Source organism: Streptomyces sp. NPDC097129 (assembly GCF_055668065.1).
Genome location: NZ_JBVOQE010000001.1, coordinates 681,971 through 696,432, shown reverse-complemented (window position 1 = coordinate 696,432; position 14,462 = coordinate 681,971). Strand labels below are relative to the sequence as shown.

The 14,462-nt window shown below is 73.3% G+C and carries 14 protein-coding genes; 4 read left to right on the top strand and 10 right to left on the bottom strand.

Annotation, left to right across the window (positions count from 1 at the left end; genetic code table 11):
- Positions 1-68: 68 nt before the first annotated feature.
- The 7 genes from AC0B9F_RS03150 to AC0B9F_RS03120 all read right to left on the bottom strand — a co-directional run bounded on the left by AC0B9F_RS03150 (position 69) and on the right by AC0B9F_RS03120 (position 6,748).
- A complete protein-coding gene (locus AC0B9F_RS03150) occupies positions 69-1,382 on the bottom strand; it encodes a Vgb family protein (RefSeq protein ID WP_471998483.1) in 1,314 nt (437 codons plus the stop codon).
- A 55-nt stretch (positions 1,383-1,437) separates the two neighbouring features.
- Positions 1,438-1,953, bottom strand: coding sequence for a CAP domain-containing protein (locus AC0B9F_RS03145; RefSeq protein ID WP_471998482.1), 516 nt, complete (start codon positions 1,951-1,953; stop codon positions 1,438-1,440).
- Positions 1,954-1,959: 6 nt separating this feature from the next.
- Complete coding sequence (locus AC0B9F_RS03140) at positions 1,960-3,285, bottom strand: Vgb family protein (protein ID WP_471998481.1); 1,326 nt, start codon at positions 3,283-3,285, stop codon at positions 1,960-1,962.
- Positions 3,286-3,322: 37 nt separating this feature from the next.
- A complete protein-coding gene (locus tag AC0B9F_RS03135; RefSeq protein WP_471998480.1) occupies positions 3,323-4,675 on the bottom strand; it encodes a Vgb family protein in 1,353 nt (450 codons plus the stop codon).
- A 16-nt stretch (positions 4,676-4,691) separates the two neighbouring features.
- The gene (locus tag AC0B9F_RS03130) at positions 4,692-4,847 is read right to left on the bottom strand and encodes a hypothetical protein (protein ID WP_471998479.1); all 156 of its coding nucleotides are present in this window, start codon (positions 4,845-4,847) and stop codon (positions 4,692-4,694) included.
- 41 nt (positions 4,848-4,888) lie between these two features.
- Positions 4,889-5,995, bottom strand: a complete 1,107-nt coding sequence (locus AC0B9F_RS03125; RefSeq protein WP_471998478.1) for a glycosyltransferase family 2 protein — start codon at positions 5,993-5,995, stop codon at positions 4,889-4,891.
- Between the two features lie 213 nt (positions 5,996-6,208).
- Positions 6,209-6,748 carry a hypothetical protein gene (locus AC0B9F_RS03120; protein WP_471998477.1) on the bottom strand — a complete coding sequence of 180 codons (540 nt, stop codon included), beginning with the start codon at positions 6,746-6,748 and terminating at the stop codon, positions 6,209-6,211.
- Positions 6,749-7,251: 503 nt separating this feature from the next.
- Between AC0B9F_RS03120 and AC0B9F_RS03115 the strand changes: the two genes are divergently transcribed.
- Positions 7,252-8,457 carry a helix-turn-helix domain-containing protein gene (locus AC0B9F_RS03115; protein WP_471998476.1) on the top strand — a complete coding sequence of 402 codons (1,206 nt, stop codon included), beginning with the start codon at positions 7,252-7,254 and terminating at the stop codon, positions 8,455-8,457.
- Positions 8,458-8,762: 305 nt separating this feature from the next.
- On the opposite strand, the gene AC0B9F_RS03110 is transcribed toward AC0B9F_RS03115, so the two are convergent.
- Positions 8,763-9,776, bottom strand: a complete 1,014-nt coding sequence (locus AC0B9F_RS03110) for a DUF642 domain-containing protein (protein ID WP_471998475.1) — start codon at positions 9,774-9,776, stop codon at positions 8,763-8,765.
- Positions 9,777-10,200: 424 nt separating this feature from the next.
- On the opposite strand from AC0B9F_RS03110, the gene AC0B9F_RS03105 reads away from it, so the two are divergent.
- Positions 10,201-11,322: an oxygenase MpaB family protein gene (locus tag AC0B9F_RS03105; protein ID WP_471998474.1), complete on the top strand. Its 1,122-nt coding sequence runs from the start codon at positions 10,201-10,203 to the stop codon at positions 11,320-11,322.
- 290 nt (positions 11,323-11,612) lie between these two features.
- Here AC0B9F_RS03105 and AC0B9F_RS03100 read toward each other — a convergent pair whose 3' ends face one another.
- The gene (locus AC0B9F_RS03100; protein ID WP_471998473.1) at positions 11,613-11,780 is read right to left on the bottom strand and encodes a hypothetical protein; all 168 of its coding nucleotides are present in this window, start codon (positions 11,778-11,780) and stop codon (positions 11,613-11,615) included.
- A 106-nt stretch (positions 11,781-11,886) separates the two neighbouring features.
- Positions 11,887-12,612, bottom strand: a complete 726-nt coding sequence (locus AC0B9F_RS03095; protein WP_471998472.1) for an ANTAR domain-containing protein — start codon at positions 12,610-12,612, stop codon at positions 11,887-11,889.
- Positions 12,613-12,780: 168 nt separating this feature from the next.
- On the opposite strand from AC0B9F_RS03095, the gene AC0B9F_RS03090 reads away from it, so the two are divergent.
- Together AC0B9F_RS03090 and AC0B9F_RS03085 are read left to right on the top strand one after the other, a co-directional pair.
- A complete protein-coding gene (locus tag AC0B9F_RS03090) occupies positions 12,781-13,161 on the top strand; it encodes an STAS domain-containing protein (RefSeq protein WP_471998471.1) in 381 nt (126 codons plus the stop codon).
- Positions 13,158-14,105 carry an anti-sigma factor RsbA family regulatory protein gene (locus AC0B9F_RS03085; protein WP_471998470.1) on the top strand — a complete coding sequence of 316 codons (948 nt, stop codon included), beginning with the start codon at positions 13,158-13,160 and terminating at the stop codon, positions 14,103-14,105. The genes AC0B9F_RS03090 and AC0B9F_RS03085 overlap by 4 nt, the downstream gene beginning before the upstream one ends.
- Positions 14,106-14,462 lie beyond the last annotated feature (357 nt).

The following is a 14,462-nucleotide window of genomic DNA, read 5'->3' as shown; positions in this document are numbered from 1 at the left end:
TGGGAACGCAAGGACGAGGGCCGCCACGCGCGCGTGACGGCCCTCCTTCGTTCGTTCGGCTCACGTGCTCAGACGATCTCCACGGTGGCGTCACCCGCGGCGAAGGCGGGGGAGCCCACCGCGAACGTCACCTCCGCGTCGGTGCCGGGGCGGGCGTCGCCGCGGATGCTCATGCGCGGATAGAGGACCACGCTCTCGTCCTGCGCGATGCCGAGGTTCACGCCGGTGCAGGTGAGCCGGCGACGGTCGGCGGAGCGGGCGCAGGGGTAGCGCTCCTCGCGATCGTCGCGGGACAGGGTGAGCCGGTCCTCCTCGAACCGCAGGCCCGCAGGGGCCGTGACCGTGACCTGTTGCCGGCCGATGGACTTCTCGCCGGTGTCGGTGACCACGACCGAGGGATAGACCCAGAGGTCACCGGGACCGCCCTTGGCCCGCTTGCGCTGTTCGACGCTGGCGTGGAGGGCGGAGTGGGCCTGTGCGGCGTCGGGGACGCGCCACAGGGTGTGGCTGTCCCGGTCGGCGACGTAGGCGCCGCCGTTCTCGTCGAGGGCGACGCCGACGGGGTACGACATCCCCGACGCCACCTCCCGCTTGGTGTGCTGCGCCGGATCGACCTCCCACAGCTTCCCGTCGCTGCCCCCGCTGACGTACAGCGTCCCGGACGGGGCGACGGCGAGGCCCTCCGGCCGTCCGATGCCGTCGGCCACGGTCGCCTTCGCGCCGGTCCGCAGGTCGACGGCGTAGACCTTCCCCTGGTCGACGGCGGAGACGTAGGCGCTGCCGCTGCCGTCGAGCGCGACGCCCCGGGCCCCGCCCACGCCGGTGGCGACCTCCCAGTGGTCACCGGTGTTCAGGTTCACCGCCCACAGGGTGTCCCGCTCGCTGTCCGTCACGTACGCCATGCCCGTGGCGGGGTCCAGGGCGATGCTGTGGGCTTGGCCCAGGCCCTCGGTGATCTTCTTGGTGCTGCCGGTGGCCAGGTCGACCCTGGTGACGCGGCCGCTGTAGAACTCGGTGACATAGGCGTGGCCCTGGCCGTCGAGGGCGACCCCCAGCGGGTTGTCCAGGCCGGTGGCCACCTCGTACGGCCTCCCCGTGGTGCGGTCGACCGCGCGCAGGACCCCGCTGGATCCGTCGGCGACGTAGACGTGGCCCTCGCCGTCGAGGGCGACGCTGTGCGGGCTGGTGAGGGCCGTCGTCACCCTGCGACAGCCTGCCGAGGGGCAGTTGACGGGGGCGTTCGCGGCAGGCGCCGCGGCGGTGTGGGCGGGGGCGGCGGCTGCCGGAGCGGCGGCTGCCGCGGCCGTGCCGGTCAGCGAGGCCGCGGCGATCAGGGCGGCGGCCAGAAGGGGGGAGCGGTGGGGGGCGGGGGTGCGTGCCATCAGGGGCGTCCTTTCGGTGGAGGGGTGCAGGTGTGTGCGGCGACGGGCCGCGGTCTCAGTGGGGGCCCGGCTGCGGGGCCGCCAGCTCCAGGGCCCACCAGGTCTCGCCGTCCCGGACGACGGCGCTGACGCCGATGTGCCGGTAGGCGCACGTGAGGAGGTTGCGCCGGTGGGGTGGGCTGGCCAGCCACGCGGCCAGTACGGCCGGGGCGTCGGGCTGCCCGCGGGCGATGTTCTCGCCGAACCGGGACCAGTCGTATCCGTGGCCGCGGACGCGTGCCGCGCCGCTCGTGCCGCCGTGGCCCCGGTGGGTGAGCAGGTGCCGCTCCGCCATGTACGCGGCGTGCTGCTCGGCGGCCCGGCCGAGCCGTGCGTCCGGGGTCAGGGGCGGGCAGTGGGCGCGGCGGCGGAGCCGGTTGGTCTGCTGGATGAGCCGGCCCTGCTGGGTGACGCGGTGCGCCTCGGCCGGGCGTTGTCCGGCGGGGGCCGCGGCGGTGGGGAGCGCGGGGCAGCAGAGGGCGGAGACGAGCACCAGGAGAGCGACGCCCGCCCCCACCCTGTTGCGGACCACGGTCCCTCAGCCGGCGCGGACGACGACGTGCGCGTCGCCGGAGGCGAAGACCGGTGAGCCGATGTCGAAGGTCACCGCGTGGTCGGCGCCGGGCCGGGCGTCGGCGGCGATGCCCATGCGCGGGTAGAGGACGGTGCTGTCACCGGCGTCGAGGTCCAGGCCGACGCCGTTGCAGGTGAGGACGCGCCGGTTGGCCGAGCGGGTGCAGTTCACCGGCCGTTCCGCGCCGTCGTGCCACTGGGTGAGCGTGCTGTCCTCGAAGCGCAGGCCGTCCGGAGCGGTGATCCGCACCTTCTGCCTGCCGATGTGCTTCTGGCCGGTGTTCGTCACCAGGACAGAGGGATAGACCCACTGGTCCCCGGGGCTGCCGGTGGCGCGCTTGCGTTGTTCCACGCTCGCCTGGAGGGTTCCGGGGGACTGCGGCAGGCCGGCCTCGTTCACCCGCCAGAGGGTGCCGTTGTAGTCGGCGACATAGGCGGTGCCGTCGCTGTCGATCGCGACGCCGTCCGGCTTGCCCAGTCCCGTGGCGACGACCGACTTCGCCCCGTCGGACAGGTCGATCCGGATCAGTTCGCCGCTGCCGTAGTCGACGGCGTAGGCGGCGTCGCCGGCGTCGTCGAGCGCCACGCTCTGCGTCGCGCCCAGGTCGCGGGTCACCTCGCGCTTCACCCCGTTGTCCAGGTTCACCTCCCACAGCCTGTCGTCGGTGTCGTCGGTGACGTAGGCCGTTCCGGTCGACGTCTTCAGGGCGACCCCGTCCGCGCCTCCGAGCCCCGTGGCGACCTCCGACTTGCGTCCGTTGCGCATGTCCACCGCCCACAGGGTCCCGCTGTTCTTGGAGGCGACGTACAGGGTGTGGTCGCCGTCGAAGGCGAGGCCGGCGAGGGTGTCGTCGATGTCGGTGGCGACCTCGTGCTTCGCGCCGCCGGGCTCCACGGCCCAGATGAGGCGGGCGTTGCGGTCGGCGACGTAGACGGTGTCGCCGGCGACGGCCACGCCCTCCACGTAACCCATGCCGTCGGCCACCATGGTCGAGCTGCCGGTGGCCAGGTCGACCTTCCACAGCTTGCCGCCGTCGTAGTCGGTGACGTAGGCGCTGCCCCGGCCGTCCAGGGCCACGTTGTTGGCATAACCGACGTCCTGGGAGACCCGCCGGCAGGCCGCGGACGGGCAGTTCAGGGTGTCCTCGACGGCGGCCTTGCGCACGCTGGGGACGCTCGCCGGAGCGGCGGTGGCGGTGGCCGCCGTGACACCGGTGACGGCTGTCGCGGCGACGAGGGCGGCGGCGAGGAGCAGGCGGCGGTGACGGGGGGTGGTGGGGGTGGTGTTCATTTGGGCGGAGTCCTTTCGTGGTTTTTCAGCGGGGTGTTCAGCGGCGGATCGTGACGGTGGCGTCGCCGGTCGCGAACGCCGGGCTGCCGAGGGCGAAGCGGACGTCCGCGGGGCCGCTGCGCGCGTCCTCGTCGACGCTCATGCGCGGGTACAGGACGACCTCCTGGCCGGGCTCGATCCCGACCCTGACGGTGGCGCAGGTCAGGGTGCGGTGGTCGGAGGACCGGGAGCAGGTGGTGGTCTCCTCCTCGTCGTCGCGGGAGAGCGTCAGCCGGTTCTCCTCGAAACGCATCCCGGCGGGAGCGGTGACCGTGACCTTCTGCGTGCCGATGCGGCGGTCGCCGGTGTTCTCCACGAGGACGGAGGGGTAGACCCACCGGTCCCCGGGGGCCGCGGACACGCGCCGGCGCTGCTCGATGCCGGCGCGCAGACGTCCGTTCGAGGCGCCGGTGCCGAGGTCGCGTACGTGCCAGAGCTTGCCCTGGTTCACGGCGGCGACATGGGCACCGCCGTCGGCGTCAAGCGTGACGCCGTGCATGCTCTCGGCCCGGGCGACGAGGCGCTTGCCGCCCCGGTCCTCTCCCTCCAGGCCGATCTCGTAGAGCTTTCCTTCCTCGGTGGCGGTGTAGGCCCGGCCGTGTCCGTCGAGCGTCACGCCGTTGGCCTGCGCCAGGCCGTCCGCCACGACCTTCCTGGTGCCCCGGTTCAGGTCGACCTCGTAGAGCTTGGCGTCGTTGTACGCGGCCACGTAGGCGTGTCCCCGGCCGTCCAGGGCGACGCCGTGCGGGTTGTCCATGCCGGCGGTGACGAGGGAGGAGTTGTGGGCCGTGTCCCCGTTGCCGAGGTCCAGCTCGACCAGCTGGTCGGCCCAGTAGAGGGTGACGTAGGCGTGTCCCTGGTCGTCCAGGGCGATGCTGTGCGGGTGGTCGAGGCCGGAGGAGACGACCGTCCTGGTGCCGCGGTCGAGGTCGACCCGGTACACCTTGCCCTGGTCGCCGGAAGTGACGTAGGCGTTGCCCTGCCCGTCGAGCGCCACACCGTACGTGCGGCCGAGGCCGCTGGTGACGATGTGCGTCTCCCCGTCGGCCAGGCCGACCGCGAGGAGGCTGCCCGAGGGCCCGTCGGCCACGTAGAGGTGGCCCTGCCCGTCGTCGGTGATGCTGTACGGCTGCTTCGGGCCGGCCGGGTCGCTCGGCGTCGCCGCGTGCGTCCTCACCTGGCGGCAGCCGGCGGACGGGCAGTCCACCGGGTCGGGGACGTCGGCGCGCACCGACGTCACGGCCGCGGCGGCGGTGGCGGGGTGGGCGGACACGGCGGCGCCGGAGAGTGCGGCCAGGACGGCGACGGCCGGCGCGATCGAGCGGCAGGGTGCTGGGCGTAGTGCGGACATGGTGGTGTTCCTTTCCTCAACGGGGTGTGCGGGGCAGCAGCTTCGTCACGGAGACGAAGGCCATGAGGAGCGTCGTCGCGGCGACGACGGCGGCGAGGGTGTCGAAGCCCGTCGCCATGAGTGAGGCGCCGCCGAGGCCCGCGGCGTGCGGGGCGGCCAGGGGTGAGTACATGTCGGTGTTCCTTGAGGACAGCGGTGGAAGGCCAGGCGGCCTCACGTGAGCGGCCAGCGCTCCCGGCGCCGGCGGGAGAAGTCGTACAGACAGCGCAGGTAGACGGCGTGCTGGAACAGGTCGTAGACCAGCTCGACGACGAGGACGGCGGCCAGCGCCTGGCAGCGCCGGCCCGCGCGGCGGGCGGTGACGGTCTTCTCGGCGACGAACAGCGCGCCGACGGCGATCCACAGCGGGGAGATCGCGGAGACGCCGCGGATCAGCATCCAGGCGGTGAACAGCAGATACAGCAGCAGGGCGAGGACGGACAGGCCCATGGCGGCCTGACGCAGGAAGTACGGCAGGGTGATCGGCGTCAGCCCGTAGTGACGCAGGTTCTCCAGAGCGCCGCGCTGCCAGCGCACCCGCTGGTGCCAGAGCTTGCGGAGGGTGGGCATGACCTCGGTGGTCACCGCGCAGCCGGCCGGAGAGACCGTGCGGTAGCCCAACGTCCGTACCGCTTTGGTGATTTCGTCGTCCTCGGTCAGGGACGCGGGGGAGTAGTAGGAGGTGCCGCCGGGCAGGCGGCCGTCGCGGCGGGCCTGCCGAAGGCGGCGCAGCGTCGCCACACGGAAGAGGGTGGCGGTGCCGGTGAGGACGTCCGCCCGGTAGTCGCGGCGGGCGATTTCGCGGGCGTAGCGGTGGAACTCGATGCGTTGCAGGGTGCCGAGCAGTCCGCCGCCCTCGTCGCCGTAGAAGATGCCGCCCACGGCGCCGACTCCGGGGCTCAGCGCGGCGATGGCGTGTTCGAGGAAGGCGGCCTCGATGACGGTGTCGGCGTCCTGGACGAGGACGAGGTCCTGATCGCGCAGGGCCGGCATGAGGAAGTCCAGGCCCTGGTTGAGGGCGCCGGCCTTCTTCTGGGTGTTGCCGCTGGTGCGCAGGACCAGGGCGCCGGCGTCGGCGGCGATCTCGGCAGTGCGGTCGGTGCAGTTGTCCGCGATGACGACGACGGTGTCCGGGCGGCGGGTCTGGTGGCGCAGGGCGGTGATCGCGGCCGCGATGCGCGTCTGTTCGTCGTGGGCGGGGATCAGCGCCACGATCTCCGGGCCGGTCCGCGTCGGCAGGGCGTGCCGCGGACCGGAGCGGGTGGTGGGTGCGGTACTCACGTAGGGGGCCTCTCGGGCATGGACGACGGGGCGTCCCTCGGCTGGCGTCCGGGAGCGCGCCGGGCCGGTGGGCGGCCGGCCCGGCGCACGGGAGGAGGAGCGGCGGTTGCCGCCGTGCGGCGACGGGGGGCGATGGACACGCCGCACGACGGCGTGGGTGGGGTCACGCACCCGGGTGGTGACCGGTCGTCTCCGCCGCTCGGGTCGGGCCGGTCAGTCGTGGATGTCCACGCGCGCCTTGCCGGAGGCGAACCCCGGCGAGCCCAGGGAGAACTTCACCTGCGCGGTGTCGGGCGCCTGGACATCGGAGTCCACGCCCATCTCCGGGTACACGACCAGGTACCGCTGGGGGTCGAGGCCGAGGCTGAGGTGGTCGCAGATCAGGACCCGGTCGTCCGAGACCAGGTCGCACTTCAGGTGCTCCTCCTGCCCGTCGCGCCGCGAGATGCCCAGCTCGTCGCTGAGGAAGTGGGTCCTGGCGTCGGCGGTGACGACCAGCTTTTCCTCGCCGAGCGGACGGGTGCCGGTGTTCTTGATGACCATGGCCGGGTAGATGTAGTCCTGGCCCGGCTGGGCGTCGACCGGCTTGCCCTGGCGAATGTTCGCGGCCTTGCCGTCGGCCGCGGTGGCGGCCGGCGCCACCGCCGCGCCGAGGGATCCGGCGGCGACGAGCGCGAGCAGTCCGGCGACGAGCGGACGCCGGCGGCCGGCGGAGCGGCGATGCGGGGCACGGGTGAGCGGTGAACGGCGCATGATTGCTTCCTTTTCGGTCGGGTCGGGAGACGCCGGAAGAGCGGCGCCATTCCAGACTGACCGGCCGTGGTCAGCCGTCCCATATGCAAAGTGGCCGCGGACTTCCCTGGAATTTGGGCCACTTGTGCCTACGGCGGGCCGTTTCCGCAGGTGAGAAAGGGAAGTTACGCCGCCCTGCCCTGGAGGCGTGTCGACACAGCGACCTGATCCACCTCCCTCACCTTGGACATCTCGTCGATTGCGAAGAGCCCGGGAGATCACGGAGTCTTGGGGCGGGCCCGCCCGAATTTCAGGCGGCGGACATCTCGTCGTACTTAACCGGTTCACCCTTATAGCCCTGACCGGGTATTTGCTGGGTTTTTACAGTGGCAAGTGCCATCGTCACGGAAGTGGCTTTTCCGCGGGTCCCCGTGCGTTTGCCGGTGCGTCACCGGCCTGCTCGGCTGCCGACCCGCACGCCCCTGTCCGCCGCACTCGTCGCCGACCTCTGGACAAGGACTCGTATGACCATCCCTCCACAGTCCCAGCGCACGGCCGCCGACCCCGCCCCGGCGCTGCTCCGCCAGATCGCCGTCGACCTGGGACGCCAGTGCGCCGACCTCGCCGACCGGATCACCCGGTACGGCGGTGCGCCCCCCGGTGGAGCACTGCCGCCCTCCGCCGCCGTGACCGACGTCCTGCTGTGGCTCGACGTCCTCGCCGGGAACGTCCCGGCCGGCGACGTGAGTTGCCGCTTCGGCGCGGCGGGCCGGGAGCACGCCCACCGGGACACCCTTCCCGAGGACGCCATCGTGCTCCAGCACACCTGTGTGGCCGTGCTGCGCCAGGCCGTCGCGGACCGGGCGCACCAGGAGCGGCCGCCGCAGGAGGCGGCGGCCGCCGTCCGCGCCTTCGACGCGGTGGTGCACCGCTCCCTGGGGCCGGCCATCACCGCGATCGCCGCCGCCTACCGCGCCGCACGCACGCGCGCCCGCGCCGCACCGGTCGCCGACGGTCCCGACACCGTCGCCCACGCCGTACGGGCGCTGTCCGGCCAGGACGACGGCGGCGCCACCGTGCGGCTCCCGGCCCAGGTCCGTACGCCCCTGCACTGGTGCCTGGTGGCCCGCCGGGACTCGGCGCCGCAGGCGGAGGACGCCTGCCGGCGGTTCCGGGCCGCGAACCCCGGCGCCCTGGCCGCCGCCCTCGGCCGGACACTCGTCGCCTACAGCCACGACCGGCCCGCCCTGGTGGACGGCTTCCCGCCCAGCGGCCTCGCCGCCGTGGAGAACTCCCCGGCGCAGGCCGCCCGCTACGCCGGCATCTGCGCCCAGCTGGCCCGGGACTACGGCCATCCGCTCGTGGACGCGCTGCAGATTCGCCCGCTCATCGCGGTCCTCGACCAACGGCCCGTGGTCCAGGAGGAATTCCTGGCGGCATGCCTGGGGCCGCTGTACACCGACGACCAGTACGGCCACCTCCTGCAGACGCTGCGCGCCTACCTCGCGCACGGGCTGCGCTCCGCGCCCGCCGCCCGCAGCCTGTACGTCCACCGGCACACGCTCACCTACCGGCTGCGCTGCATCCGCACGCTCACCGGTCTCGACCTCGACCAGCCACTGCACCGGCTCCAGGCGGAACTGGCACTGCTGCTGCTGACCAACCGGCCCGGCGGCGCGTCCCCGGGCGCGCCACTCCAGCTCCCGGACCGGCCCCGGCCGCACGCCTGAGGCGGACGACGGCTGTGACCCGAGCCGGTCCGGCCCTGCACGCGCGTCCGCACGCGACCTGTGCGGGACAGGTCGCGTGCGCTGGGTGCGGCAGGTCGCGTGGGGGTGGGGCGAGCAGGTCGCGTGGGGGTGGGGCGAGCAGGTCGCGTGGGGGTGGCGGCGAGCAGGTCGTATTGGGGTGGGGGTGAGCTGATCGTATGGCTGACCGGGGGAGTACAGGTCGGTGTGGACGGGTGGAGCAGAGGGCGCGTGGGGGGCCCGCCCCGCTTCGGCGCGTCAGGACCCCTCACTCACTCAGCGCCCACTCACCGGACGTGGACCGTGGTGCTGCCGGAGGCGAACTCCGGGTCGCCGACCCGGAAGCGGACCTCCTTCCCGCCCGGGGCGGCCGACGACGACACGGCCATCGCCGGGTACACCGCGGCGCTCTCCCCGGTGGCGAGGCCGAAGTCGACGGCGTTGCAGGTGAGGGTTCGCTGGTCCGAGGACCGGGAGCAGCGGTGCCTGACCTCGTCCGTGCGCTCCTGCCAGGTGGTCACCGCGTCCTCCTCGAACCGCAGGCCGGCGGGAGCGGTCACGATCAGCTTCTGCCGGCCGAGGTTCTCCCAGCCGGTGTTCGTCACCAGCGCCGAGGGGTACACCCACCGGTCCCCGGGCCGGGCCCAGGTCTGCCCGCGTTCCTCGACGGTCGCGCGGAAGTCGCGGTCGGGGGGAGGCGGCGTGGAGCCGGAGAGAGCGACGTCCGTCACGAGGGCGCCGCACAGTCCGGGTGTGTTGACGGACTCGAACGTCAGCCGCGTGGTCGTCCCGGTGGCGGTGAAGGTGAACTCCCCGTCCTTCCAGTGCGCTGAACGGCCGTCGGGATAACCGGCGTTGAACACCCGGCCCGGGTCGTCCCCGGCCGACACCGACAGCTTCTCCGGCACGTTCCTGTCGCATCCGCCCCAGACGTCGGTGCCGTACAGGAACGTGACGGTGTAGGTGGTGTTCTTCTGTGTGCGCAGGGTCTGGCTGATCGCGCCGGGCGCGCCGCCGATGACGCTGAGGGCCTGTGAGCCGCCCGGCGCGCCGGAGTACGACTGGCTCAACAGGTCGACGTTGCCGTACTCCACCGACCAGCCCCCGAGGTCCCCGCCCTTGCCGATGGTCCTCCAGGCGCCATTGACGTGCGGGTTGCCGAAGTCGCCGTTCTTCACGACGGGGTCCTTCTGGCCGGAGTCGGCGGGGGTGGCTTGCGCGGGCAGCACGGCCGCCAGGGACAGCGCGGAGGCGAGGACGGCGGCAGCGGCCGTCGCTCGACGTGGGAAGTGAACGGACATCAGTCCTCCAGGAGTTGAGGGGGAGGCTCCGGGGAGCCCTTGCACGGAATCCCGTTCCGCACTCCGGGACGGAGGAAGCCGTCCGCGCGGGAAGTGCGGCCAGAGTGCACAAGCGCCTTGGGCCGGCGTGTCCACCGGCCGTGACAGCGCGCGACCCGCGCCTGTTCCACCCCTCCGAGCAGGAACGATCACTCTCCGTGCGCTCCCTTTTCGCCCCGGGGCGCACGACTCCCTCACTCTTCCGGGTGGTCACGATCACGCACGGTAACGGGCAGGATCGTCGGTGTGGGAGCGCGGATACACGGTTCGTCCGGTCGGCGCTCCCTTCCCGAGCCCCCGCGCCAGGCCCTGCCGGCCTTCGCGCGCCCCACCGCAGAAAGGGAGTGCCGCTGTGCCTTTGACCGTGCAAACAGTGGAAGCGGAAATGGAAGCGGCGAGCCAGGAAGGCGACCCGGCCGCCGACGCGCTCGTCTCCGACCTCATCGACAACCAGGAGGTCGACGGGGTCAACGGCTTGTTCCGGACCATCGGAACCCTCAAGCCGGGCATGGACTTCTCGGCCCTGCCCGAGCGGCTGGCGGAGTTCCTGCACGAGGCCGCCCCCGAACCGCCGGACTGGAGCGAGGCGGACGTGAAGGCCGCCGAGGGCTTCTTCGACCACCACCACGGCGTGGCGTCGATGCTGCAGGGCACCGTCGGCCTGATCGGCACCTACCTCTCACCCACGGGTGCCTTCACGCTGCGCTCCACCGGCCGCCTGGGCAACGTGGAGGGGCCCGGACGGCGCCTGTCGCAGTCCTCCCGCCTGTTCATCGACATGGGCGATCGCCGTGCCCTGAGCAACGGCACCCTCGCGGCCAACGTCACCAAGGTCCGCCTGGTCCACGCCTCGGTCCGCCAGCTGCACAAGAAGAGCGGGAAGTGGGACTACGGCACGTGGGGCGAGCCGGTCTCGCAGAAGTACACCAGCGGCGCCATCGCCGTCTTCAGCGTCCAGGTGCTGGAGGCGATGCGGAACCTGGGCATCACCGTGTCCAAGGAGGACGCCCACGGGTTCATGTGCGCCTGGCACTACGTCAACCACTACCTCGGCACCCCGGACAAGTGGCTGATGCCCAAGGACGTCGAACTCGTCGACCGGATCTGGCGCATCGAGCGGGAGAGGGAGTGGAAGCGGACCGACGACTGCGTCTTCCTGACCGAGCAGGCCGTCAAGTTCTACCGGGACCTGCTCAAGCCCGGGGTCAGCGACGCCTTCCTCGCGGTGGCCCGGGTCGGGCTCGGCGACAGGTACGCCGACATGGCCGGTCTGCCCAAGAGCCCCATCGACTTCGGCGCCAAGGCCGTCGCGGAAGGACACAAGGTCGTCAGCGGGCTGGGCGGCGGCCTCCTCGGCGGCACCGCCAAGAAGGCCACGGGCGTCAACCCGTACGACGAGGCCGTCGGCGTCGCCGCCAAGGGCTACAACGAGATCGTCAAGTACGCCATCACCCACGACCAGGACCGCCAGCCCCAGATGCACCAGGAAATCGGCGACGACCGCTAGCCAGGGAGCCGCCGCTCATGAAAGGGCGATGTATGACGCGCTCAGGGGCCTGCCGACGCGTGCAGCAACAGGACGAGTCGGGCCGCATCACCGGCCACGGGTGCGTACTCGTGGCCGGCTGACCGGCTGACGGCTGACGTCGGCCGGGCCCGGGTGGTGGGGGCCGCCGGCCGCGCGGGTGGCGCCAAGACCCGGTGCGCGTTGTGCCGGAAGAGCGCGCTCACCGCCGCGCGGGCTGCCGCCGGCCGCCGTCCGCGATCCGGTACGGCGGCCGGGCGGGTGTTCGGGTGTCACTGGGGGGTGTCGGCCGTCGCCGTGTCCTCGGTGTCGTCGTCGCGTTCGCCCTCGGCCTGGGACGGCGTCGTCTGCGCGGAGGTCGGCTCGTCGGTCGGGTCGGAGGTGTCGCCTGCGGTCTCCGGCTCTCCCTCGGCCTGGGACGGGGTGGGTTCGGTGGTCATGGCTTCCTCCCGGGTCCGTCGGTCGCCGGCCCGAGTACCCCGGGGGATCACCGGGCCACACACCTCGGCACGGGCTCACGGCCTGGTCGGGGCCGTACACCCTGGGTCACGGCCGGTGGTGGGACAGGGCCGTGCGCAGGGCTGTGCGGATCTGCTCCGGGAGAGGGGCGCCCCGGGGGCCGGCGCCCGCCGTGAGCGACGCGGCCACCTCGCGCAGCTTGGTGTTGGACAGCTGGGAGGTCTCCCGCAGGATCGTCCACGCCTCCTGGGTCGTGCAGCCGTGCGTGGCCATCAGCATGCCGCGCGCCTGGTCGATCACCGGCCGGGAGGCGATCGCGTGCCGCAGCTGCGCGATCTCCTCCTGCAGCGTCCGCAGCCGCTCCGCCCGCTCCAGTGCCACCGCCGAGGTGGTGCGCGGCGGCGCGGCGGCCGGCCCCGCACCGCCGTGCGCGCCGCCGCGCAGCGGCTCCTCGGGGTCCAGGCCGGCCAGCTCCAGGACGCGGCGCGGCTGGCCCTGCCAGTGCGCGGTCCTCACCGTGACCCCGTGCCGGTGTCGGTGGTCGTCGAGCAGGTCCAGGAAGCCCAGCCCGGCCGTGTCCATGAAGTGCACTGCGGACATGTCCAGCACGATCTCCCGCACCCCGCCCGGCAGTTCCCGCAGCGTGTCCGCCAGGGTCCGGGCACAGCCGTGCACGAGCTCCCCGCGTGGTCGCAGCTCCGCCCGTCCGTCGGTCACGCGGGCCTCGACGACCAGCGTGTCCAGCCGCCCGGCCAGCGGCGTCCGGATCGGGGCGCTGCGGTCTGCGTCCCGGTGGTTCCCGACGGTCCTCACGGCGTCGTTGGCCCCCTGTGCCTTTCGGTGCTCTGTACTGTCCGCGGTCTCCCGCGTGCGTTCGAGGCGCTGTGCCTCTCGTCGCCAAAGTGCGCCTGCCCGGCGTACTGTCTCCTACACGTGCCCGTCCCGGTCCGGGACGGGCATGGCCGGGTGCCGGGCGGGTAGATGGTGATCGTCGAGGAGGTGGCGGGTGTGGACAGCCCTGAGGGGGTGCCGGCCGCGTCCGTCGGGGCGGTGCCGGCGCTGACGCTGGCCCCGCTGTCCGGGCGGCCCGGTCTGCGGGCGGCGGGGGAGATCAGTCTGGGGACGCGCGGGGACTGGGAGCGCGCCTTGGAAGTCGTGTTGTGCGAGGACGATGATGTGTACTACCTGGAGCTGTCCGCGGTGACGTTCGCCGACGTCGCCGGGGTGGGGGTGCTGGCGGCGGCGGCTCAGCGGCTGCCGGAGGGGCGGCGTATTGTGCTGCACCAGCCGCCACCCGTGGTGAGCAGGGTGCTGGAGTTGTTCTGGCCCGGGATTCCGGCGATCGAGGTGTCGATGTCATGAGTACGAGCGAGGCGTTCACCTCCGCCGACCCGTTCGTCCACCCGGCGCTGTTCTACCGCGACGCACAGGAGTACGTCGACGGCACCCTGCCCTTCGTCCGCGCGGGCCTCGAGGCCGGTGAGCCGGTCGCCGTCGCCGTCCCCGGCGACAACCTGAACCTGATCCGCTCGGAGCTGGGCGACGACGCCCGCCGGGTGCGGCTCCTCGACATGCGAGAGGCCGGACGCAACCCCGGCCGCATCATCCCCGGCGTGCTGCGCGCCTTCGCCGACGCCCAGCCGGCCGGGCGCCGGGTGCGGATCATCGGCGAGCCGATCTGGGCCGGGCGCAGCGCCACCGAATACCCGGCGTGCGTGCAGCACGAGGCGCTCATCAACGCGGCGTTCCAGGGCCGCGAGGTGACGATCCTGTGCCCGTACGACGTCGTCCGGCTTCCGGAGCGGATGGTCGCCGACGCCTACGCCACGCACCCCACGGTCATCCCGACCGGGGCCGTCGACGAACGCCTCAGCCACGCCTACGCCCCCGGCGACGTCGTCGCCCGCTACAACGAGCCGCTGCCGCCCGCCCCCGACGTCACGGCGTTCGACTTCGACCGGTCTACGCTGTCGGCGGCCCGGCATCACGCGGTCGGCGAGGGCGCCCGGCTCGGCCTGGAGGGCGTGCGGCTGGACGATCTCACGTTGGTCGCGGCCGAGTTGACGACGAACAGTGTGGTGCACGGAGGCGGCAACGGCGCCCTGCGGGTGTGGGCCGACAACGGGCACGTGGTGTGCGAGGTGCGGGACGCCGGGCGGCTCGCCGACCCGCTGGCCGGCCGCCGGCCCGTCCCGCGCGACCAGCGCGGCGGCCGCGGACTGCTGCTGGTGAACCTGGTCAGCGACCTGGTGCGGTTGCACACGGGGGAGGACGGCACCACCGTCCGCGCCTACCTGGCCTGCTAGGGCCCGGCCGGCCCCCCGCGCCGGAGCGCCCTCGGCATCCGTCGCCGTGCGCGTCCCGGGAGGGGGTCACTCCCGTACCGAGTGCCGCGCTGCGCGCGGGCGTGCCCGGCGGCGCGCCGAGGCCGGACCCGGACCCCGGGCCCGGCGGAAGAGACCGGCCGGGCCCCGGTGCACGCCGCCGTGCGGCTCAGGGCGGGGCGCGGCGGCAAGGGGCTGGCGGCCCCCGGCATGCGCCGCCGTGCGAACCTGATCCGCTCGGAGCTGGGCGACGACGCCCGCCGGGTGCGGCTGCTCACGGCAGGGCTCGGCGGCAAGGGACCGGCGGCCCCCGGTGCATGCCGCCGTGCGGCTCATGGC

Bases quoted from the DNA above. Each gene is read 5' to 3' on its own strand.
- AC0B9F_RS03150 (WP_471998483.1), bottom strand. From the start codon at position 1,382: ATGGCACGCACCCCCGCCCCCCACCGCTCCCCCCTTCTGGCCGCCGCC.
- AC0B9F_RS03140 (WP_471998481.1), bottom strand. From the start codon at position 3,285: ATGAACACCACCCCCACCACCCCCCGTCACCGCCGCCTGCTCCTCGCC.
- AC0B9F_RS03135 (WP_471998480.1), bottom strand. From the start codon at position 4,675: ATGTCCGCACTACGCCCAGCACCCTGCCGCTCGATCGCGCCGGCCGTC.
- AC0B9F_RS03130 (WP_471998479.1), bottom strand. From the start codon at position 4,847: ATGTACTCACCCCTGGCCGCCCCGCACGCCGCGGGCCTCGGCGGCGCC.
- AC0B9F_RS03120 (WP_471998477.1), bottom strand. From the start codon at position 6,748: ATGCGCCGTTCACCGCTCACCCGTGCCCCGCATCGCCGCTCCGCCGGC.
- AC0B9F_RS03115 (WP_471998476.1), top strand. From the start codon at position 7,252: ATGACCATCCCTCCACAGTCCCAGCGCACGGCCGCCGACCCCGCCCCG.
- AC0B9F_RS03110 (WP_471998475.1), bottom strand. From the start codon at position 9,776: ATGTCCGTTCACTTCCCACGTCGAGCGACGGCCGCTGCCGCCGTCCTC.
- AC0B9F_RS03105 (WP_471998474.1), top strand. From the start codon at position 10,201: ATGGAAGCGGCGAGCCAGGAAGGCGACCCGGCCGCCGACGCGCTCGTC.
- AC0B9F_RS03100 (WP_471998473.1), bottom strand. From the start codon at position 11,780: ATGACCACCGAACCCACCCCGTCCCAGGCCGAGGGAGAGCCGGAGACC.
- AC0B9F_RS03090 (WP_471998471.1), top strand. From the start codon at position 12,781: ATGGTGATCGTCGAGGAGGTGGCGGGTGTGGACAGCCCTGAGGGGGTG.
- AC0B9F_RS03085 (WP_471998470.1), top strand. From the start codon at position 13,158: ATGAGTACGAGCGAGGCGTTCACCTCCGCCGACCCGTTCGTCCACCCG.